The organism is Cupriavidus sp. C2SS-8b, from assembly GCF_057073745.1.
Genome location: NZ_CP172718.1, coordinates 1 through 20,831 on the forward strand (window position 1 = coordinate 1; position 20,831 = coordinate 20,831).

18 protein-coding genes and 3 pseudogenes are annotated in these 20,831 nt (G+C 59.6%); 7 read left to right on the forward strand and 14 right to left on the reverse strand.

What is annotated here, in order from left to right:
- Positions 1-719: 719 nt before the first annotated feature.
- Positions 720-1,157: pseudogene (locus ACIGJB_RS29580) on the forward strand (DUF4158 domain-containing protein); the annotation flags it as partial.
- A gap of 138 nt (positions 1,158-1,295) precedes the next feature.
- On the opposite strand, the gene ACIGJB_RS29585 reads toward ACIGJB_RS29580, so the two are convergent.
- A complete protein-coding gene (locus ACIGJB_RS29585) occupies positions 1,296-1,625 on the reverse strand; it encodes a hypothetical protein (RefSeq protein WP_483735194.1) in 330 nt (109 codons plus the stop codon).
- 46 nt (positions 1,626-1,671) lie between these two features.
- Here ACIGJB_RS29585 and ACIGJB_RS29590 point away from each other — a divergent pair, with 46 nt between their 5' ends.
- The 3 genes and pseudogenes from ACIGJB_RS29590 to ACIGJB_RS29600 form a co-directional block, all read left to right on the forward strand.
- Positions 1,672-2,244 (forward strand): hypothetical protein, encoded by a 573-nt coding sequence (locus ACIGJB_RS29590; RefSeq protein WP_483735195.1) that lies wholly within the window; start codon positions 1,672-1,674, stop codon positions 2,242-2,244.
- Positions 2,202-2,798: pseudogene (locus tag ACIGJB_RS29595) on the forward strand (Tn3 family transposase); the annotation flags it as partial. The gene ACIGJB_RS29590 and the pseudogene ACIGJB_RS29595, both read left to right, overlap by 43 nt.
- A pseudogene (locus ACIGJB_RS29600) lies at positions 2,729-3,406 on the forward strand (ISKra4-like element ISBte1 family transposase); the annotation flags it as partial. The pseudogenes ACIGJB_RS29595 and ACIGJB_RS29600, both read left to right, overlap by 70 nt.
- A gap of 104 nt (positions 3,407-3,510) precedes the next feature.
- On the opposite strand, the gene ACIGJB_RS29605 reads toward ACIGJB_RS29600, so the two are convergent.
- The 12 genes from ACIGJB_RS29605 to hxsA2 form a co-directional block, all read right to left on the reverse strand.
- A complete protein-coding gene (locus ACIGJB_RS29605) occupies positions 3,511-4,476 on the reverse strand; it encodes an agmatinase (protein ID WP_483734987.1) in 966 nt (321 codons plus the stop codon).
- Positions 4,477-4,576: 100 nt separating this feature from the next.
- Entirely contained in the window at positions 4,577-5,335 is a 759-nt protein-coding gene (locus ACIGJB_RS29610) for an amino acid ABC transporter ATP-binding protein (RefSeq protein ID WP_483735176.1), read from the reverse strand.
- A 38-nt stretch (positions 5,336-5,373) separates the two neighbouring features.
- Positions 5,374-6,018, reverse strand: a complete 645-nt coding sequence (locus ACIGJB_RS29615; RefSeq protein ID WP_483734988.1) for an amino acid ABC transporter permease — start codon at positions 6,016-6,018, stop codon at positions 5,374-5,376.
- 3 nt (positions 6,019-6,021) lie between these two features.
- Positions 6,022-6,678, reverse strand: coding sequence for an amino acid ABC transporter permease (locus ACIGJB_RS29620; protein WP_483734989.1), 657 nt, complete (start codon positions 6,676-6,678; stop codon positions 6,022-6,024).
- A 2-nt stretch (positions 6,679-6,680) separates the two neighbouring features.
- Positions 6,681-8,063: an MmgE/PrpD family protein gene (locus tag ACIGJB_RS29625; protein WP_483734990.1), complete on the reverse strand. Its 1,383-nt coding sequence runs from the start codon at positions 8,061-8,063 to the stop codon at positions 6,681-6,683.
- Positions 8,064-8,097: 34 nt separating this feature from the next.
- The gene (locus ACIGJB_RS29630) at positions 8,098-8,883 is read right to left on the reverse strand and encodes a transporter substrate-binding domain-containing protein (protein ID WP_483734991.1); all 786 of its coding nucleotides are present in this window, start codon (positions 8,881-8,883) and stop codon (positions 8,098-8,100) included.
- Between the two features lie 49 nt (positions 8,884-8,932).
- Positions 8,933-9,826 (reverse strand): MurR/RpiR family transcriptional regulator, encoded by an 894-nt coding sequence (locus tag ACIGJB_RS29635; RefSeq protein WP_483734992.1) that lies wholly within the window; start codon positions 9,824-9,826, stop codon positions 8,933-8,935.
- Between the two features lie 405 nt (positions 9,827-10,231).
- The gene (locus ACIGJB_RS29640; RefSeq protein WP_483734993.1) at positions 10,232-11,551 is read right to left on the reverse strand and encodes an MFS transporter; all 1,320 of its coding nucleotides are present in this window, start codon (positions 11,549-11,551) and stop codon (positions 10,232-10,234) included.
- 732 nt (positions 11,552-12,283) lie between these two features.
- Entirely contained in the window at positions 12,284-13,438 is a 1,155-nt protein-coding gene (gene hxsC / locus ACIGJB_RS29645; protein ID WP_483735177.1) for a His-Xaa-Ser system radical SAM maturase HxsC, read from the reverse strand.
- Complete coding sequence (gene hxsB, locus ACIGJB_RS29650; RefSeq protein WP_483734994.1) at positions 13,432-14,892, reverse strand: His-Xaa-Ser system radical SAM maturase HxsB; 1,461 nt, start codon at positions 14,890-14,892, stop codon at positions 13,432-13,434. Before hxsB ends, hxsC begins: the two co-directional genes overlap by 7 nt.
- Positions 14,889-15,179 carry a His-Xaa-Ser system protein HxsD gene (hxsD, locus tag ACIGJB_RS29655; protein ID WP_483734995.1) on the reverse strand — a complete coding sequence of 97 codons (291 nt, stop codon included), beginning with the start codon at positions 15,177-15,179 and terminating at the stop codon, positions 14,889-14,891. The genes hxsB and hxsD overlap by 4 nt, the downstream gene beginning before the upstream one ends.
- Positions 15,180-15,240: 61 nt before the next feature.
- The gene (hxsA2, locus tag ACIGJB_RS29660) at positions 15,241-15,522 is read right to left on the reverse strand and encodes a His-Xaa-Ser repeat protein HxsA2 (protein WP_483734996.1); all 282 of its coding nucleotides are present in this window, start codon (positions 15,520-15,522) and stop codon (positions 15,241-15,243) included.
- A gap of 2,088 nt (positions 15,523-17,610) precedes the next feature.
- On the opposite strand from hxsA2, the gene ACIGJB_RS29665 reads away from it, so the two are divergent.
- Positions 17,611-17,799 carry a hypothetical protein gene (locus ACIGJB_RS29665; protein ID WP_483734997.1) on the forward strand — a complete coding sequence of 63 codons (189 nt, stop codon included), beginning with the start codon at positions 17,611-17,613 and terminating at the stop codon, positions 17,797-17,799.
- A gap of 161 nt (positions 17,800-17,960) precedes the next feature.
- On the opposite strand, the gene ACIGJB_RS29670 is transcribed toward ACIGJB_RS29665, so the two are convergent.
- Positions 17,961-18,143 (reverse strand): hypothetical protein, encoded by a 183-nt coding sequence (locus ACIGJB_RS29670; protein WP_483734998.1) that lies wholly within the window; start codon positions 18,141-18,143, stop codon positions 17,961-17,963.
- Here ACIGJB_RS29670 and ACIGJB_RS29675 point away from each other — a divergent pair.
- Entirely contained in the window at positions 18,126-18,968 is an 843-nt protein-coding gene (locus ACIGJB_RS29675; RefSeq protein ID WP_483734999.1) for a P-type ATPase actuator domain-containing protein, read from the forward strand. The genes ACIGJB_RS29670 and ACIGJB_RS29675 overlap by 18 nt on opposite strands.
- 229 nt (positions 18,969-19,197) lie before the next feature.
- A complete protein-coding gene (locus ACIGJB_RS29680; protein WP_483735000.1) occupies positions 19,198-20,811 on the forward strand; it encodes a Fic family protein in 1,614 nt (537 codons plus the stop codon).
- Positions 20,812-20,831: the final 20 nt, after the last annotated feature.

Below are 20,831 nucleotides of genomic sequence, written 5' to 3' on the forward strand. Positions count from 1 at the left end.
GCAAATGTGCTGCAGCACATTTGATCTATCTGCAAAGCGACGAGGTCAAGCGGGCGCGCCAGATGAATCAGGCCTTCGCGGCCCGATAACCGGCGCTCGGCCGGGGCTCCCATGGCTTAGCGTGCAATATTTTCCGTTTTCTGAAGCGACCCCTTTATGCCTCTAGCCTGGCCTAGAGACGTCGGCTGGATCGGCTTTCTGCCGGCCGACAGCGTCGTGTAGAAGCTTGCGGACCCCTGCCGAGAGGCTGTCGGGTAACACACCGCCATGGCGGCTTGCAGCCATGGAGCAATGGCATCGCGACCAGAGCTGCCCGGCCCCGACCAAGGCGCTGCTCGTGCGCAACGTGTTCCGCGGCATCGGGTCAGAGAAAGCGCGTCAAAACCGCTGCGACTCGCCCAGTTGGACCATGTGTACCGGCCTGATGCGGCCAGCGAGACAGCGCGGGCGGAGCGCTTCGCCATCGCGCTCGGAGAGGGCATCACCTGCTGTTTCCCACAGACGAAGAGCCACGGCCACTGCCTGACTGTGCGGCTTCGAATCGAATCGGCGCGCCTGCCGGTTCCCTGACTCCAACCCAGCGTGATTGCCAAGCAGCGCCGCAGGCTTGGCGTTCCGGCATCGACTGCCTATTCTGGTCAGTTCGAGCGCGTTCCGCGCAACCTCGCAAAGCGCCTTACCGAACAAGTCCACCGATCCCGGATGGGGAGTCCTTTGCCATGGCCAGCATCGAACGAACTGCCTATCCTCGGTTTCCGCGTACCCTCACGCTGAAAGATCTGCAGGCCTCGTTCACCCCGCGCCCTGAGGAAATCGAGTGGGCGCAAGGCTTCGCGCGCACCGCTGAACGGCGTCTCGCGCTTCTGGTCAACCTGAAGTGTTTCCAGTACCTGCGCCACTTTCCGGCAGTGGAGGCGGTGCCCTCCGAAGTCGTCGAGCACGTGTCGGCCTGCCTGGGCATTGCACCGGTTCAGCGCATCACCTATCCCGCTGCGCATACCGCGCTCTATCGCCATCACAAGGTGATTCGTACCTTGCTGGGCATCAGGCCGTACACCGATGCCCAGACGCGCCTCGTCGCGAACCGACTTGCCGAGGAAGCCGCCGGCGTGGTGGACACACGCGTGGACGTCATCAACATCACGATCGAAGAACTCGTTCGGCTGGGCTACGAACTGCCAGCCTTCCGGACGCTCGATGAGATCGCGGAACAGGCCCATGCGGTGGCCGAAGCCGCGCTCCATCGCCACATCGAGCAGCGCCTGTCCGCCGACCAGCGCCAATGGCTCGATCAACTACTGGAAACCGAGTTGCCGGCGCGGCGCTCGCTCTATCAGCAGATCAAGCGATCCGCAAAAAAGGCGACGCGCAAACACCTCGACCTCGTGCTGGACCAGTTGAAGTGGCTCGAATCGCTCCCTGACAACGACACGCTGATCGACTGCGTTCCGGCCACCAAACTGAAACACTTGGCCAACATGGCATCCGCCCTCGACGCCGGTGACATGAAGGACTTCCGGCCCTCCAGGCGACACGCACTGATCCTCGCCTTGATCCGCCAGATGCGTATCGGCGCGCGCGACGACATCGCAGAAATGTTCATCCGGCGCATGGGAGCGATCCACAAGAGTGCCAAGGAGGAACTCACTCTCATTCAGGCGCTAGCGCGAATTGAGCGAAGAACTGGTTGCCGCGCTCGAGCTGGTCATCGGCATTCTGGCCGAATCCCTGGACGACGCCCGTACCGGGCAGCGCGTGCGCGCGCTGCTGGCGCCCGACGGCGATCTGGATACGCTGCAGGCCGATTGCGAAGCGATCCGCGTCTGGAGCGACGGCAATCACTTGCCGTTGCTGTGGAAGCCTTTCAAGTCCTGGCGTGCGGCGATGTTCCAGATGGCGAAAGGGCTGCGTCTTGTCGCGACGACCGAAGACCGCCGACTGCTCAAGGCGTTGGATGTCGTGCTGCAAAACGAACACCGCAAGACCGAATGGCTCGCCGACGAGGTGGATTTGTCGTTCGCCTCTGAGCGCTGGCGAAAGCTGGTGCGTCGTTCGGCCACCTTGGGCAACCCGACGAATCGGCGTTACTTGGAGGTGTGCGTGTTTTCCCATCTCGCCGGCGACCTGCGCTGCGGCGACGTCTGCATCGAAGGATCGGGCAATTTTTCCGACCTTCGTCAGCAACTGATGCCTTGGGGGGAATGTCAGGCGTTGCTCCAGGACATTGCGATCGGATCGGTCTAGCGTCCGATGCGCAAGGTTTCATCGACAATCTCAAGAAGCTGCTGACGGAGACGGCCGAACAGGTCGACAGTGAATTCCCCCAGCATGCCGGCGACGTGACGATCAGCCCGAGCGGCAAGCCCACGCTCACACGCGTCGTGGCGCGCGAAATACCTCCCTCGGCCATTGCCTTGCAAGCCGCCATCGACAGCCGGCTCGTGCCGCGCAACCTACTGGACATCCTCGCGAACATAGAGCATTGGACTGGGTTCACCCGTCATTTCGGGCCGCAGTCCGGCGATGATCCGAAATTGCGCAACGCGCGTGAACGCTATCTGCTTACCGTCTTTGCGATGGGTTGCAACCTGGGCCCCAGCCAAGCGGCGCGGCACTTGTCGAACGGCGTGACCCCACATCAACTGTCGTACGTGAATCAGCGGCACATGGGCCTGAAGCAGCTGGACAGTGCTTGCCGTGACCTGACCGAGCTGTATCTGCGCCTTGATTTGCCGAAGCTGTGGGGCGAGGGCAAGAAGGTGGCCGCCGATGGCACTCAGTACGACGTCTACGAGCAGAACCTTCTGGTCGGCATGCATTTCCGTTACCGCCGCATGGGTGCCGTGGCCTACGGTTTGCCCAACTCGGCTTTGGTGACCGCGGCGAGTACGTCCTCGATTGGTTCCACATCGCCATGCGGGTACAGAACCTCGAACAGATGATCAAGGGCCGGCCGGCACACTGCGATGGCCCCAGCAACGCGGAATTGATCAAGTCGCTGCATGGCGCCAAGTGGCACCTTTGGCACGGCTGCCCCCATCCGGCGTTGCACCGCCTGGAAAGCCTGAGCTGGGATCTGGACCCTGAGGCCAGTCCCGAGGAGGCCAAACTCCTCGGCAAGCTCGACGAGTTCGTCGTCTACCTGGACAACAACCGGCACTTCATCGTGGACTACGGTGACCGCTATCGGCATGAGGAGCCCATTGCCTCAGGATTTGTCGAGTCGGCCGTCAACCAGGTGGTCAGCAAGCGGTTCGTCAAACGGCAACAGATGGCCTGGCGGCCTCGGCACGCGCACAACCTGCTGCAAATCCGGACTGCCGTGCTCAATAACCAACTCCGGTCTTACGTTGAGCGATGGTATCCGTCCATTTCCCGAGAAGAGGACCACCGCCGTGCCGTGTAGTTAGCCCCCGGTTTGGCGCGGTCTCCAAATAGAGAAGAGCAAATCGTTGCGCACCGTCGCAGACCCACCGGTCCCTTGGTGCGCATTCCTCGAGCGGCTGTCGCTTAAAGCTTGGGAGCATCGAAGTAGTCGGCTCGCACCGCTGCCCCGATCAGGTTGACCATCAGTCGGCCTGCTGCAATGCAACTGATGTTGTTGACGTCCGTCGACGGCGTAATTTCGACGATGTCCATGCCGACGACCCGTCCCTTCTTCACGAGACCGTGAATCAACTGGCGCATCTGCACGTATGTGATGCCACCCAAGGCGGGCCCGGCCACAGCAGGCATCACTGAAGGGTCGATTCCGTCGGCGTCGATCGTCAGGTAGTAGTTGCCATCATCGGGAATGTCATCCAGTACAGACTTCATGCCGTTCTCGTGAACGTCATAGGCCGTGTAGAGGTGCGCGCCATAGGCGACGGCCGCCTCGTACTCTTCCGGGCGGCCGCTGCCTTGGGCGCGCAGGCCGATCTGGAAGATCTCGTTGACGTGATCCATCTCGGAGGCGCGTCGAATCGGACTGGACAGGCCATCTCGCACTCCATTGACGTGGTCTCGCCAGTCCAGGTGAGCATCGATATGGATCAGTGTGATTGGGCCACGCCCCTCGTATGCGCGCAGAATCGGAATGGGAATCCCGTGGTCACCACCTAGCGTTATGGGAAGCGCCCCAGCATCGAGAATCTTTCGAACTGCCTGTTCTGCCCTTTGCGAGTGAGTACTCAGGTCCTGAGGATCAGCGGGAACGTTACCGCAGTCGACCACTTTGAGCGCGCGGTTGTCATAGATCGGCCCGCCGACGTCAAAATCGTAATGAATAAGATTTCGACAAATGCGATCGCTCATGGCACGCACAGCATCGGGTGCCTTGCTCTGGTCATTGCTGATGTGGTCCGCAGAGTAGGCCTGTCCATACGGAATCCCCAGGATCGCGACGTGCGCATCGAGTTTATCCAGATCAGTGCAGATCGGCGACCACAGGAAGCTCTGATGCTTTTTCGACGGGGGGACTGTGAGAGGAAAGGACATGATTTTCTCCATACTGCAAGGGGTGCCGGACTCGCTGGCGAACGGTGGCCAACCGCCGCACGCAACGGCAGACCACATAATGTCAACGGAAGAGGAGTATTCAGTGGATGCTGGAAAGGAACTGCCGCAGTTCGGGTGTCGATGGGGATGAGAAGAGTTGGTCAGGCGGTCCCATCTCATGTACCTTTCCCTGGTGCATAAAGATGATGCGGTCGCTCACCTTGCGCGCAAAGTTCATCTCGTGCGTCACCATGATCAGCGTCATGCCATCCTTTGCCAATCCCTCTACAACGGACAGCACTTCGCCAACCAGCTCGGGATCCAGCGCTGACGTAATCTCATCGCACAACAGTACGGCGGGATTCATGGCCAGCGCCCGAGCAATGGCAACGCGTTGTTGCTGACCTCCAGACAACTGATCGGGGTAGTGGTCCGCGCGTTCGCCAAGGCCTACCCGCTGCAGAAGCCGTCTCGCATCAGCGCTCGACTGCTCCTTGGGCATATGCCTGACCAGACGTGGCGCCAGCATGACGTTCTGAGCCGCAGTCAGATGCGGGAAGAGATTAAAGTTCTGGAAGACCATACCAACGTGTTGGCGCAGTTCGCGCATGGCTTGATGGTCATCGTGCTTGAGGGGATTGCCATCAACATTGATCGCCCCTTGCTGAAAGACTTCCAGTCCATTGATGCATCGGAGCAGGGTGCTTTTCCCGGAACCGCTCTTGCCAATGATGCAGACAACTTCCTTGCGAGCGATTGATAGATCAATTCCCTTGAGAACTTCGTTGGTGCCGAAGCTTTTGCGAAGTGCTTTGATGCTGACCACGCCGTCGGTGGTCTGTTCTTGTGAGGCGGGCATCTCTTCGATCACGGCAGTGGCTTGCATGTTGGTCTTCCTTAGCGACGGAACCGGTGTTCCAGCGTACGGCTGCAGGCCGACAGCGGGAAACAGATTGCAAAATAGAGAAGCGCGACACATCCATAGACGGTAAAGGGTTGGAATGTCGCATTGGTAATCATTTGTCCGGCCCTTGTCATCTCCACGAATCCGATCACCGATGTGACGGCGGTCGCTTTGACAACCTGGACGAGGAAACCGACAGTCGGCGCAATACCGAGCCGAAGCGCTTGAGGCAGGATGACAAAGCGCATCTGTTCGCCGAACGAGAGCGCGAGACTCGCTCCTGCCTCCCATTGACCTTTGTCGATGGCCTTGACGCAGGCTCGCCAGATTTCGCTCAGATATGCGGCCGTATAGAAGATCAGGCAGACAGATGCGGCGAGCAGGGCTGTCGTCTCAAGGCCGATCAACGCGAGGCCAAAGTAGGCAAGGAAGAGCTGCAGAAGCAGCGGCGTGCCTTGGAATACCTGAACGTAACCACCAACCAGGCGGTTCGCAAGCGTACCGCCAGTCAGGCGAAGCAAGACCAGGGTGCCGGCGAGCAATCCGCCACCAAGAAAGGCGATCAATGACAGCCCAACCGTCCAGCGCATTGCCAGCACGAGGTTCCGTGCGATATCAACGAAGGAGAACTCGTACATGGCTTAGCGTCCAAAGATGAGCCGAAGACCGATCCAGTTCAGCGCCTGCCTGACAAACATGGCGAGAAGGAGATACATAAGGGCAGCAACGATGTAGACCTCGAAGTTCCGGAAGGTGTTACTCGCGATCTGATTCGCGCTGTAAGACAGCTCATCCATCGAAATCTGGCTGCAGACTGCCGATCCCAGCATGATGATGATGATCTGCCCCACCAGTGCCGGCCATACTTTCTTCAGAGCCGGCGGCAACACGACCCGACTGAATATCTGCCAACGCGACAACGCCAGGCTCTGTCCTGCCTCTAGCTGACCTCGGGGCGTCGCCTCGATGCCGGACCTTGCGATCTCGCTAACATACGCCCCGAGATTGACGACGTTGGCCAGGAGGCTGGCGGTCAAGGCAGTAAGCTTGATCCCCAAGGGAGGGAGACCGAAGAAGATGAAGAACAATTGCACGATGAACGGCGTATTGCGGATCAGCTCAACGTAACCGCCCACCAGCCACTTTGCCCACGCCGGCCCTTTGGCTCTAGCCCAGCCGCAGCCAATGCCGAGCAGGGTGCCGAGCAGAGCCGAGACGGCCGTAATCAACAAGGTCATCCACAGGCCGTTCAACAACGTCGGCCACTGCTTTAGTACCGTACTAAAATCGAATTCCATCTTCAGACCTCGTTATCGCCCCCGAGAAGCAACGCCTGAACGTTGTTCATGGCAGGGAGCCCGGACAATTGATCGAGCAGTTGCTTCGCTGACTTGGGAGACATCGACAGCGTTGCGCAGGACATGAACTTTTCGTGCAGTTGCTGCATCGAGAGCGGAAGCGATGCGGAGCCAATAGGCTTTGGCTGGAAGTGCTCGTAGATGCGCCCATTGCGGCAGGTGATCCGCACGCAGGCGCCCTCGGGCGCCAACTCGAGGGTCTTGGCATCCCAACGGGGACTCGACTCCATGGTGACTTTCTTCATCAGCGCAACGAGCCCCGGAGCGGTGCGAACGCTGCTGTCATCGAGAAGACGCAGTGTGATCTGCCCGTGCAACAAGCTGGCGGCTATGGCGTAGTCCATGCTGAACTGCGATGCCTGACGCGTCGCAGGTAGCACGTGCAGGAGATTCGCCACGACGATCGGCGGTACGTCGCACTCAATACCCTGAATGTCCTCATGACGGATGCCATGCCTTGCAACGAGCGCTTGCGCAGCGTCGATCGCAGCATGCGACGAGAGGCAGACCGGCACCCGCTTGACATCAATACCGGGCGACGTCAGCCGCCAGACTTCGCCCAGCCCGTCAAAGGCTGTCGGCTCCGCCCGGTTGCCGCCGAAGAGCGCCATCCCGCTTGGATGCCGCAGGATGTCGGCCGGGCCGGTGCAGCCGAGACGGGCAAGCATTGCAGCTTGTATACCCGCCTGAGCCGTCTTGCCCGCAAGTAGGGGCTTGGCGTCCGTGCCAAAGCATGCTTTGACCCCACCAGCCCCGGAGAGGGCGATGGCCATAGCGTTGAGCGTTCGGTTAGCGTCGAGATGGAGCGCCCGACTTGCCGCGGCGCATGCGCCGATCACGCCAAATACACCGCTGGTCCACCATCCCGCCTCATAGACGTTCGGGCCGAGGGCTATCGCAAGCGCATACTCGCACTCCGAGCCCACGATGAAGGCTGTCAGAAGTTCTCGTCCGGAGCAGCCGTTAGACTGAGCCATCGCAATGGCGGCAGAGGCGATCACGGCGGAGCCGTGGACGAAGCCCGCATAGCTGTTGTCGTCAAAGTCCAGGGCATGGGCCGCCGTACCATTCGCGAAAGCGGCTGCATCCGGCGAAACACTTTCCGTGTGGCTCACAATCCGGGCATGTCCGGCGCGACTGCTTTCGACCGCGAGGTGCCGGGCGTGTTCTGCGACAGTGGTGGCCGCGCCGGCCAAAGCGACGCCAACCGTATCGATGAGGCAACGCTCGGCGACGTGCCAGACTTCGGCCGGGATGATTTCGGCGCTCACGGTGGCACACCAGTTTGCTAGTGCTGCCAGAGCCGATGTGGGGGCTTGCGACATCACGAACCTTTCCTGATCTCGTTCATCCAGGCCTTTACTCGGGCAGTTGTCCAGCGGAGGCGCCCAGCCATTTCTTCGATAGCCCGTCGATGGTCCCGTCGGCCTTGGCTTGGCGGATGACGTCGTTGATCTTGGTGCGCAGCTCGGCTTCGTTCTTGCCCATCCCGATGTAGCAGGGAGCATTCGAAAGGATTGCCTTCAGCTCGATATCGAGCGACGGATCTCGCTGCTTGATGGCGGCAACAACCGTCGTTCCAATGGCAACCATTTGAGTTTGGCCTGACCGGAACGCCGAAATTGAGCCATTGTTATCATCGAAGCGCTTGGGAACGGCTTTCGGTGCCAGCTCCTCAAGTTCCTTGTCCTGCATGGATCCTCGCGTGACGGCCACGGTCTTTCCGGCCATCTCCTCGAAGTTCTTGACCTGAAGGGCCTTCGCGCCGAATACCGCATCAAAGAAGGGGGCGTAAGCAATGCTGTAGTCGATCACCTTCTCGCGCTCTGCGGTTTTCCCCAGCGAAGAAATAGTCAGGTCGGCCTTCTTTGTCTGGATGTAGGCCACTCGATTGGGTGCCGTGACCGGCACCAACTCCAGCTTCACTGCGAGCTTGTCTGCAATATGCTTTGCCATGTCGATATCAAGCCCCTTTGGCTGCATGTCGCCGCCGACGAAGCCATAAGGTGGGTAGTCGACCGGCACTGCCACGCGGATGGTTTTCTGTTGCTGAATGCGCGCAAGCGCTTCACCGGCAACAGCATTCGAGGCCGGGAGCATTGCTATAGCGAGCGGAAGAATGACGAGCGGATTGAGCAGCTTCATGGTGATGTCTCCTGTAGGGGCAGGGCGTTGATGTCTGAGGATAGGGACGTCAGCCGATGTCCCACCATTCCCCGAGACCGATTAGCTTCTGCTCGTTCTCAGTCACAGCCTTACGCGTGTCACCCTTGCTCTTGGCAGAAAGCAGCGCGACAAGAATCTCGCTGACTAGCAGAGCTGGAGTGGCTGTGTCGAAGAACGAGGGTGCTTCGTTTCTGACGATGATGGTTTCGCTAGCGAAGCGCGCGACCGGGGATGCAGGGCTATCCGTGATGGCAATGATCGCCACGCCCTGCTGATGTAGAAAATTGGCGAGTGTCACTGCGCGGCGGGCATATCTGGGCATGCTGCAGACAAGCGCGACATCGCCGACGCCCGCCTGGTTGATGATTGTCATCGCACCACTTTCACCGGATCCTTCGACCAGCCGGACATTACGGGCAAAGTACGCTGCGACGTGAGCGAACTGAAAAGCAACGCTATAGGACGAGCGTACGCCGAGCGAATAGATGTTTCGGGCAGCCGCGAGCCGTCGAGCGGACCGGACAATGGCGGCCAGATTTGCTTCCGAGCAAATCGACTGAATATGCGAGATGACGTTGTTCGCCATGTCCTGGACCAGCGCATGTTCTCCAATGCGACGGTTCAGTTCGATCAATCCTTCTACGCGTCCGCCGTACGCCGGACTTCTGGAGCGGACCGAGTCAATGAATACCTGCCGCATATCGTCAAAGCCGGCGAAGCCCAGACGCTTTGCAAGTCTCGTCATGGTGGACGGGGGAACGCCTGCCATCCGAGCCTGGTCACGCATTGACATCACAGCCACTTCCTGAGGGCTTTCCATCACGAACTTGGCAGCCTGCCGCTCTTGCTTCGGCATGACGTCCAGCTGTTCCTTCAGGAGGGTGATGATCGTTGAGTATTCCACTTTCGTTGCGGGGTTCATGGTGTGAGTCGAGTGTAGTTCAGATGCGTCATTTGCAGATGATAATGGGTCATTTGGGTCATTACTTCGCGTAAGGGTTTACGTGCAAAGCCTTTGATTTGCTGGGGGGGAACGCGCAAGGGCGCCGCGAGCTGGATCAAAATTGATCCAATGTGCCGTATAAGACCGATGGCCCATGGATCTTTGGTCCGCAGGAGCATTGCAGCGTCGATCTCAGTTGTGGACGGGGCCGTCGACGGTGAGCTCGTCGCGGTGCGGCACGCGACCGATGCAGTCGCTTATGGCATGAAGTGATCGGCCGACTTGCTTTGGTCGTTGCTGAAGGGTGGCGTGAGTGATCTACCGGGATGCTGGGAACACTGCAGAGGTGGGATAAAGGCGGAGAGGCTTGTGGAGATCGATCGGCTAGCGGTCTTCGATTGCGTGCTCGAAGAGATCAGCCTTGATAGGACCCAATGCAAAGATGTAGATGAGGCAACCGACGAGGGCGACGATAGATGCGGACACCAACCCTGGCGTGAATGAGCCGGTGCGGTCTTTGAGGTAGCCAATGACAACCGGGCTGGCAAGGCCCGCGAAGTTTGCGACGCAGTTCTGGAATCCGGCGATCGTACCCACGATCGAGCGCGACCCCCGAGGCGATACGTCGGCAGGTAGTGCAAGAATCGCGGAAGTCGCAGCGGAGACGCCGAAGAACGCGATCGACAGGAGCGCAAGGGCGAACCATGCCTGCGGAACGATGCCTGCCAGTCCAATCGTCGCGCTCAACGTCATACCGACGACGATGCAGATCTTGCGTCCAAAGCTGAGACCATAGCGGGTTTCTGCAATCTTGTCGGAGGCCCAACCACCCACCCAGGAGCCTACTAGTCCAAGCAGGCCGGGCAGAATCCCGAAGAAGCCTAGCTGCAGAAGCGAAAACCCGCGCTCTTTGACGAGGTATGTGGGATACCAGGTAATGAAGAAGTAGATCACGTAGCTCTGACATGCAAACCCAAGAGACATCGCCCAGATCGTCTTCGATCTCAGCAGCGATCGCCACTTGATGCGTACCGACGAGAGGTGCTCGTCCGATTCTCCGTGGTTGATATGCTCGACTTCGGCCTTGTTCACGAACCGACTCTGCGCCGGAAACTCGGTCGCAGTGAGCAACCATACCGCTGTCCAAAGGAATCCGATCAGACCGGTGACAATGAACGAGGCCTTCCATCCGAAGCCGGCGATAATTGCCGTGCACAACGGAATCGCAATTAGCGTACCGCCCCGCGCACCACTGTCATAGATGCCGGTCGCCAGCCCTCGCTCGGTCGGTGGGAACCACCGTTCGACGAACTTGGTTGCCGCGGGGAACGCGCCAGCTTCCCCCACGCCGAGCATCAGACGGACACCGAGCAGCCCGGCACTGGACCGGACGAAGCTTGTTGCAATCGTGAACGTCGACCACCAGACTACCGCTGCCGCAAATACCACTCGGGCGCCCAGGCGGTCGACAAGTGCGCCGGCCGGGATTTGAAACGCGGCATAGGTCCAAAAGAAAGCTCCCAGGATAATTCCGGATTCTGCGCCAGAGAGATTCAGTTCCGCGTTCATATAGGGTAGAGCTACGGACAGGTTTGCCCGGTCCATGTAGTTCGTCACGATCGCAATGAATGCGAGGCCCACCATGAACCATCGGTAGCGTGTTGGCTTCGATGCGGCCATCTCTGTTGGCTGCGCTGCTGCCATTGCATCTCCTTTTGTCGCGTAGCCGTGCCTTGCAGGCGACGGGACGTCTGCCTAGTTGCTGCCAGCCACTCGCGCGCTTCGGCGCTGGGCGCGCGAATCTGTCGGAGGGATTACGGTGCGCGATTCATACCGCCCATTTGACTGGCTGAGCGGTCGTGGCGATGTGCCCCTGGGCTGCTCGCAAGGCGCCCCTCTCGCAGAATTTTGACATACCCCCCTTTGTCTATTCCCGATCGTGTGGCAACGAGCCGTCAGAAATAGGAGGGCCCGCCGCATGGACGCGCACGGGCTTTCGCCAGGGTCGCGCGCAGCGCCTGATCCAGCGTTCGGAGCGTCGGATGGCAACGCGGTGTTCGCCGATCTTGCATACGAGCGTGGCGGAGGGAAACGCTGCGACGATGGCCGTCCTCGTCGGACCAATGCTCGGCTGAATGGTCGGATCGCCGGCCGACGTCCATCCTGCCGCCCGCGTCAGGGCCACGGCCTGCTCCAACCGCGCGCGCCGGGTGTCGGCGTCCGGTTGCACTGACGGTCTCCGGGCGGGCACAACAGATCGTCGCGTTTAAGTGCCACCCCAAGTCTGGCTCAGGGCCGGTGTGCCAGGATACGCCGCGGCCAAAGGCGGGACTCGCTCCGGTCGCGAAAACACAACGCGGCGGCAGTGGGCTCCCGTGATACGGGAGCACTTGCCCTTGTAAGAGGACTTAAGCGCGTGCCCCCTCTTCGCGGAGTTTATGCCAGGAACGGCTGTATAGACTTGCTGTAACCATGCTGGATGCCAGACGAGAAAAAGCCACCACAGTCGGACTTCCTCACACAAGGTCCGCATTCCGTCGCGTACTCGTTCTTCCAGTCCGATATTGACCTGACGTAGGATGGCTCGATGTCACGATTCACGAGACACAGCGGATGGTTGTACACGGATGTCTTGAGGCCGTAGCTCCTCAATATCTTCACGGCCTTGCTTAGTTCCGATTTGTACTCGATAGGGTCGATCCAGAGCGCATCCAGATTCGCTCGAGTGAAGCCCGTCATCTCGAGAGCCATGAGAGCAACGTGGTCCACGAACAGTAGATTGCGCGCAATAAACTCAGCCAACTCCGGTAAGCCCTCGCAGGTTTGCTTGTGGAGCACCACACGAATCTCGACCTTCTGGTTCAGGCGCTTGAGATTCAGGATGCCGCGGACGGTTTCGTCGAATGCTCCCTTTGCCTGTACGACATAGTCATGGCGTGACGGATCCGCCGAGTAAACTGGGATGCCGACCATCATATCGGGATGGCCGATAGCAGCATACTTCGCGGCGAACTGGGAATCCGAAAAGGTTCGGCCGTTAGAAAGGATATGCAGCGAGGTGTGTGGCAGCCAGTTCTTGATATGGTAAAGCAAGCCAATGAACCCGTCGCCGTACAACGTTGGCTCGCCTCCGGTGATACCGAGATTGCGAGTCTCTCGGGGGATGAGGCGAACCGTTTCCTTCGCTTCTTCCAAGAGCCAGCTGTCATCTACGCGTTTTGGCGGCTGGGAGCACATCAAGCAATAGTTGTTGCACTGCTCCGTAAGCAAAAGGCTGTTGTGATTGGAACTTGCGCGATACAAGGATCGAACACGGCCATCGCCGCTTAGAGCGATGACATCGCCATCGTCCAGATACGCAAACTCGTCGCCTAACAGCGTGCACGGTGTTTTTTCGCTGAGATCTGCGGGGCGGCGATTGAACGCCAGATAGTGCGCAAATCCAGCCGGTACAGGCCCGGAGCCCTTGACCAGGAAAGCCTTGCCTCCGCGCAGCGGTGCGGGTAGCGTGCGATTTGTGCTCAGACTTAAAATCTGGCGCCGAGCGGTAGTTTTTTCCGTCCAGATGACGCGGCCTGAGAGAGTTAGCATCGGTTTACCCACCGCATGAAGATTTCCTTCGCGTCGGCATCTCGGCGCATGATGTCTAGCAAGTGTTTGGTTACGCCCATCATGCGTTTGCAAAACTCTGATTCTGGCTTTCGTCCCAGGACATCGCCGTACATTGCATGATGGAACACCGGCTCGGCTCCGCACCACGGCTCGAAGGCACAATCGCTACACATCGGCGCCGAACCCGTGAAAGAATCCTCTAGCGCATTGAGCAAAGCGTCGTTCGTAAAGATATGCTCGTAGGTGTTCTCGTGGACGTTGCCAAGCCGGAACGTTGTGTCGCCCATTTCTCGAAGCATCCTGCTCTCGTCCGACGCGTACACATCGCCATCGTAGTTGAACACTACCGCAGCGATACCTGCGCCTGCCGGATTCATCAAGTCGACGAAACCAGGATCATCCGACGTCAACATCTTCGTCAGAATGAGACTGGAGTAATACTCGGTGAATGGCAAACCGGCTTTGTTAAGTTCCAGAATGTAGTCCAAACCTTCCTTGTAGAACTGCAGCCAGCGTTCTGCGTTGTAGGCTTGGAAGCTCTTCGTCTTCAGAGCAAACCCATAGGGCGAGAGGTGCCGCAAAAAGATGCCGCTTAAGCCGTGCTTGATGTATTCGTCGATGATGTCGCGAACTCTGTTCAGGCTCGCTGGCGATGTTGTCATCAGCGCCGACACAGAGTCGTACCCGACAATATCCCTGGCTCGTTGAAGTCCTGCGACAAACCGTGCATGACTATCACGTCCTGGGCGCGGACGATTCTTATTGTGTAGATCTTCCGGACCATCAAGCGATGAAGACAGATAGATATGGTGGTCCCTGCAGTACTCCAAGATTTCGTCGGTAGCTAGTGCAAGGGTCGTCGTAATGACGAACTCCAGATCACGGTCTTCCGCTAGGCCACGTCGCTCGGCCTTCTCGACTACGTATCGAATTAGGTCGAAATTGAGCAAAGGTTCACCACCTTGGAACTCAATTTTGATGGCCGAGTTGGGCGACCGGAAGACAAGCTCCAGGGCCTTGTCTGCGGTCTCGCGCGTCATATCGAAGGCGCCTTTGTCCTCCGACTGACGTGATACTTGGCAGTACTGGCAACTGTGGTCGCAACGAAGCGAAACGACGAACAGGTGCAGGTTCGTAAAATTCGCGAGCTTGCTGAACTTCGTGCGCGTCTTGAGTGCGAGAAGTTCCAGGCTGGCTTCGTCGCCCTCTTCCCTAATAAAGTGCCGCGACCGTAGCGAAATATAGTCATCGTCGGTGGCCTTTAGACGATGGGCAAGCAGGTCGTCGAGCCTTGCGCGCGACAAGAAAGTGAACTCGCCGACTGCGTTCGTGAGAACTACTTCTTCGTCATTCAACGGCTCGAATCGAAACGGCAAGAGATGATACTTACCGGAGCTGTCGAGGTAACTCTCGAAGGGCTGAAACTTACTCATCCTTGGAGCCCGGTGCGCGAAAAGGCGTATGCCAGGATGAGATTTCGGGCAGGCTCCGTCTCTTCTTTGATTTGCAGGCGCAACTGCTGGTCAAGCAACTCTCTCTTAAAGTTGGCCACCATGTCGTCCAGCGTGGTGCTTCCCGCCTTCACTGGATCGATTTCGCAGACGAGCTTATCCCCGCTTTGAGATATCAGGATAGTAAGGCGATCAATGAACCGATAGGCTGCCTTCTGAACAGCCTCCAGTCGATAGATGGCGGGGTCCAGTTCCAGACGTAGTGTCATCGTAGGTTCAAAAAAATGGCTCCGATATGGAGCCGATACTGCAAATCAGTCTGCTGGACGATTAACGACCAGAGTAATGCGATGCGTGGGATGCGTGCGAAGCATGCGAGGCGTGGGAATGGTGGTAGGCCATCAACGTGCCTTCTTCGGCGTTGCGCTTCAGAACGAAGTTGAATGCATCACCGCTTTGAGTACGTACTGCGATTCGCTCCGTCGGCTTCGAATCCGACGGTGAGATCGAGTTCTGCCCCGTAGAATCATGAGTCGGAACTTGCATCGCCGGCGCGTTTTGCGCGGCGAATCCCGCTGCCACTGCTGCAAATGCTTTGAGGAATACCTTCATTTTGACCGTCCCCCCTGGTTGATATGTTTCCCCACAGCAACAAATGCGCGTTTGGTGCGCATTTCGCAGCCGTCCTAGAATCTTATCTGGCTTGTCCGGCGACGTTACAAATAGTTACTAGCAGGTTTCGCAAGTGTATACCGGGTGACCCCAAGTTGGTGCCTACTTTAGAGCACTCAACGACCCCTCTCTTGTAGGGGGCGAGCCCACCGTCGAGGATGAGGCTCATCCGACTTGCAGTTCGCGGACTGCGGAAGCCGAGCGAGATGCGGCGCGCGTGGAGAAGGCCGCCGCACGCGAGGACGTCGCGACGATTGCCGTCCAGCTCGCGCATCGGACTTGGCCGCCGAGCGGCAGGCCCGCCCCGCGACGCAGGCCCGGCTCGAGGCGGGGCGGACGGAGCTCAAGACGGGCAGGCGCCACATGGAAGCGTTGCGCACCCAATTCTCGACGGAGCTGGAGCCGGCCCGCGAGGCGGTGACGCAGGAACGCGCCGAAGCCAGCGAGCGGCGCAGCTTACGCGAGCTGGACGCAAGCGCACGGCCCGCAATAAGAGTGAGCGCATCGCCGAAGATATCGGCTCGCGACTCGTCTACTGGATCAAGGTGTCGGTAGACTAGGCAAGACCGAACATCTCGTGCTTGGCCCCAAATCGCCCTTGCTGCGTGCCACGCCAAGTCCTCGGCTCGTTGAAGATCAGCTTTCAGCGAAAACAACACTGACACAAGAACTGGAATTGGACGTCCGGCCGGAGGGCGATTCAGAGTGAGATCCGCCGCCCTTGCTTGAGATAGATGGAAAATCATCGCATCAACCGGAGGCTAGCTCCGATCCCACACGGCTTCGGCTTTCGTCGAGGCCTGGGCTGTCTTGTCATGAGTCAGCACGATCGCTCGTTTGACATAACGCCTGAACAAAGAAAAATTCTTTGTCGTGATGTCACAGGCGGAAGGTACCCGAGTGGGCGAGCAGGTTGGAACCGGCGTGAGCGGCAAGTCGACAACGCGGGTACGTGTTGTGTTTGAAGTGAAGAACTCCGGCGACGGCAAAGTCGTCACAGCCTTTCCTTTGTAACTTTGTAGTTTGTAGCGAGGTCGCACAGTCTCTCGCCCGCTTAGCTTGCAGCTGATGTCGCAAGATTTGAGGTACTTGTGGCGCATGCCCACGCCGAAGGTATCGCCGTGCTCGATTCCGGTGATCTTGTCGTAGCATTCGTCGAGTTACCGGCGACAGGGAGACGATGATTTATTCGCCAGCAGCGCAGCATAGTGCTTGCCCGGCCATATCTGATACTTGCCGGACGCGTTAGAGCGTGTACCTGTTTCTGCGTACGGTGGGACACGGTTCTTGTCACACCGAATGAATTGTTGGAGACTCGCCGCATCGGCAAATCAGCACGGACGCGCTGCTGTCCCCGGCGCTCCATAAGACCGCCCGACGCGCTGGGCGCGGACTTGCCCGGCAGGCACGCGTTATTGGTCCTCGAATAGCGCAGGAAACGGCGGCACTGCGCCAGCGATCCGCCCGGACTTGGAGCGTAAGCCGGATTCGACGGTCGGCATGTTCGTCCCGTTTCTCGCGGGGCCGATCACATACCCAGCGCAAGTGTGACCGCGCCGCTTGGCAGCGCCCACCGGCGTGCCGCTGCCGGGGCGGCAGACGCGGACGCTGAGGCCATCCCGCGCAGCCGCGTGGCCGCCAAGGGGAGGCTCGACACGGAATTCGACGTGCAGTACCACAACGTATCCGGGCGCGCACTTCGGCGCAGGCTGATGCAGCGTGCCTGCAGCGCATCGGATCGCGCGACGCGCGTTATCGCGCCGGGGAGCCCGCCTGGCAAGCTGCTCGCGTTGCGCAATGTTGAGTATGGACGGCTGGCATCTTCCATCCGGCGTTTTGGGCACACCGTACCAGCACCAGTTTGACGAAACGCAATAATTGGTGGATCCATCTACGCCCATGGGGCGTCAACTTATATAGTGCCTTGGACCTGCCGGCACACCGATTGGCCAGAAGCTGAACAGAACCCATGGCAGTGCGCCGCACAAGAAAAAGCACGAGACACAACGACCATGCCGGAGACAGGCGATGCTGAGTCCACACGAAATTGCGGCCTTGCTGGTTCTGAACGATGCGAACGCCCATGAGGCACTGGATCCCGCTGACGTCGACGCGCTCGTAGAGCGCCAACTGGTGCGTCTCGAACTGGCGGAACGTGAAATACGCGTGACGGGGAAAGGGCTCAAACTACTCGAGGCCATCGGCAGACATCATTGAACTCGCCGCCATTCTGGCCCCCAGCGACATCGGGGTCGCCAGCGCCTGTTATGCGCCGGCCACGCTCGACGGCAAGCGATCTCCGGGCGAATCCGCCGAACAGTTGCTGTGCAAGGCGGACTTGGGCCTGTATCAGGCAAAAGCGGCTGGCCGCAACACCATCATGCCACGCTACGCGCATAGCGAAGCGCTGATGCTCGGCGATCCGCTAACGAGGGCCTAGCAGCGGATGCTCGCGATTGTTCAAAGCCGTCCGGAAAGAGGATAGGGCGTAGCAGAATGGTGCAGCGCGGGTCCGTGCTGAAGGTGGCAAGATGGTGCACCCCATGTCCGCCCGTCGCCATGCCGCTGCCGGCAAGGATGATTTTCGGCGCGTGATCGCGCCGCAGCCTTCCGGATTCCCCCTACCCGTTGTGTATGTCTTTGTCGGGTTGCATGAGTCCGGTGCACTCTGGCACGATTTCGTCATGAAGGACGGCGCCCGACGCCGCATGTTGCAGGGGACGGGCATGCGATTGCCCGCTGGCCGGCTCACCGGTGCGCTGCTTGCGGTTTCCGCCGTGACGCTGGCGGGAGGTCTCGTTGCGCGCCAGATGCAAGACGAGACGCTGGCCGAGTGGATCTGGATAGCCGGGACATTGCCTAATGCGATGGCGTTGGTGATGTCCAGCGCGGGCGCAGCGATCGGTAGGCAATCTGGCATCGACGCGCTGTCGTTGCTATCCATCGTGGTCGCGCTGATCTTCGGAGAGTTTCTCGTGCCGGCTGTCGTATCGCTGATGCTGGCGACCGGTCGTGCCTTGCAGAACTACGCCCGATCTCGCGCCCGGCGGGAGATGACGGCGCAGCCTGAGCCACGCTCGCAGGTCGCCAATCGGCTCGAGGCGGTGCAATGGCGGCAGGTCGATGTCGCTGAAGTCCGTCCGGGAGGCCGTTTGATGGTCCGACACGTGGTCTTGCCCGTCGACGGCGCGCTGACGATGCCCGCGGAGTTGGACGAGTCGGCGCTGACTGGCGAGTCTGCCATGCGCCAGTGCGTCGCGGGCGAGTCAATCAAGAGCGGCGCCGTGAATACCGGGGTCGCGCTGGAAATGATGTCTGGCGCCACGGAGGCGGAAAGTACGTTTGCCGGCATCGTCCGCATGGTCGCCGCCGCGGCGGCACAGTGAGGTCCAAAACTGTTCAAAATATTGGACAGGCGGGTTCCAAACGAGCAAAAACGCCACATCTACCGTTCAGCACCACCCGAAATCCTTGATGAGCCGTAAAGCGCACATTTGATAATTGATTTTGTGCAGATGCGCCAGTTTATAATCGATTTCACGCAGTCGTAATCGTCAACCCCATCATGAGCCCGCCTCTTAATCGATCCGTCGCGGCGCTGACATACGGAGGAGCATGCCACAACCCTTCGACAACCCGATCGGCGCGGCTTGGCTCATCAGGCATTTCGATCTGCCGCAGATGGCGACACTGCCCGTGAGTAGCCGCATCGGCACCCGCCGCACGACCGAGGCGGAGGATGGTTTTCGTCTGGAGACCTACACCGAGCAGATGCGCCCCGACGAGACGCCGGCGGCGAACTTGCAGTTCCATCTGCGCCATGAGGTCCCGCAACTGGAATTCCTAGCAAGGCTCTTCGCGCGGGCGGGCGGAGAGTTTGTCCAGGAATGGGTCGCTCGAGAGCCTACCGGGCAATACGCCCGACGGGCCGCCTTCCTTTATGAATGGCTCACCGGTGCCGAACTCGAGGTTCCCCAACGCTTGGGCGGCAACTACGTCGACGCACTTGACGACGACAAGCAGGTGACGGCGTCGGCAAACGCGACTCAGAAGATTGCCCGCTGGCGCGTAAACGACAACATGCCTGGCACCCGCTACTTCTGCCCCACGCTCGTGAAGACTGATGCCTATCTGATTGCGGCGGCACGCGATGTCGCCGCTCTCTATACGGGCCTGACGGACGAGTTCGGCGAGGAGTTGCTCATGCGCGCCGCGGCCTGGATTACGTTGCGCGAGAGCAAGAGCAGCTTCGTCATTGAGGGCGAGGGCGATCGCACCACGCGCATCCAGCGCTTCGCTGATGTGATGGGTCGGCGTACAGGTGAGGGCGAGCTGCCGCTGACGGACGCGGCAACGGCCGAGCTGCAACGCGAGATTCTTGGCGAGATCACGACGGTCACGCGCTTTGGCTTTCGCCAATCGCCTGTGTTCGTGGGCGAGACCGTCCGCTTCAGCGAAGTCGTTCACTACGTCGCACCTGGTCAGGAAGATGTCGCCGACATGATGGAAGGGCTGCGGGTGTTCCTCGCGCGCACCGCCGGCCAGTCGCCGGTGATGCGTAGCGCGGTGGCCGCGTTTGGCTACGTCTACATCCACCCGATGGCGGATGGCAACGGACGGGTGCATCGATTCCTGATCAACGATGTGCTACGTCGAGACGGCGTCATCCCCGCGCCGGTGATCCTCCCGGTGTCAGCGGTCATCACGGATGACGCCGGCGAGCGCCGCGCATACGCTCGGGTGCTCGATGAGGTGTCTGCCCCGCTGATGCGACTCGTTCGCGACCACGTTAAGTTCGCATCCACGAGAACGCAATATCCGGACGGCATCTCGTCTAACCTGGAGTTCCACGGCGATGAGCTCGCTCGGCCGCTGTGGCGACATCTCGATCTGACTCCCCACGTCGTGTATCTCTCCAAGATCATCGAGCGCACGCTCACCGAACAGATGCGAGAGGAATCGAAATATCTGCGCAGCCACACGCAGGCGAGGCTAGCGCTCAAGGAAATCGTGGAGATGCCCGACGAGCAAGCCGACCGGGTGTTGCGCTCCATCGAGCAGAACAAGGGGAAGCTCAGCAACGTCCTGGCAAAGGAAATGCCTGTGCTTGAGCGCCCCGGCATCTGGGAAACGGTTGTCGAGACTGTCGAGGCAGCGTTGCGCAACGATGCGCCGGCGGACCCGCACGTGGTCGAGCGCTATCACCCGACCAAACCCCCGGGCAAGTAATGTGCGCGAGACCGGTCGAC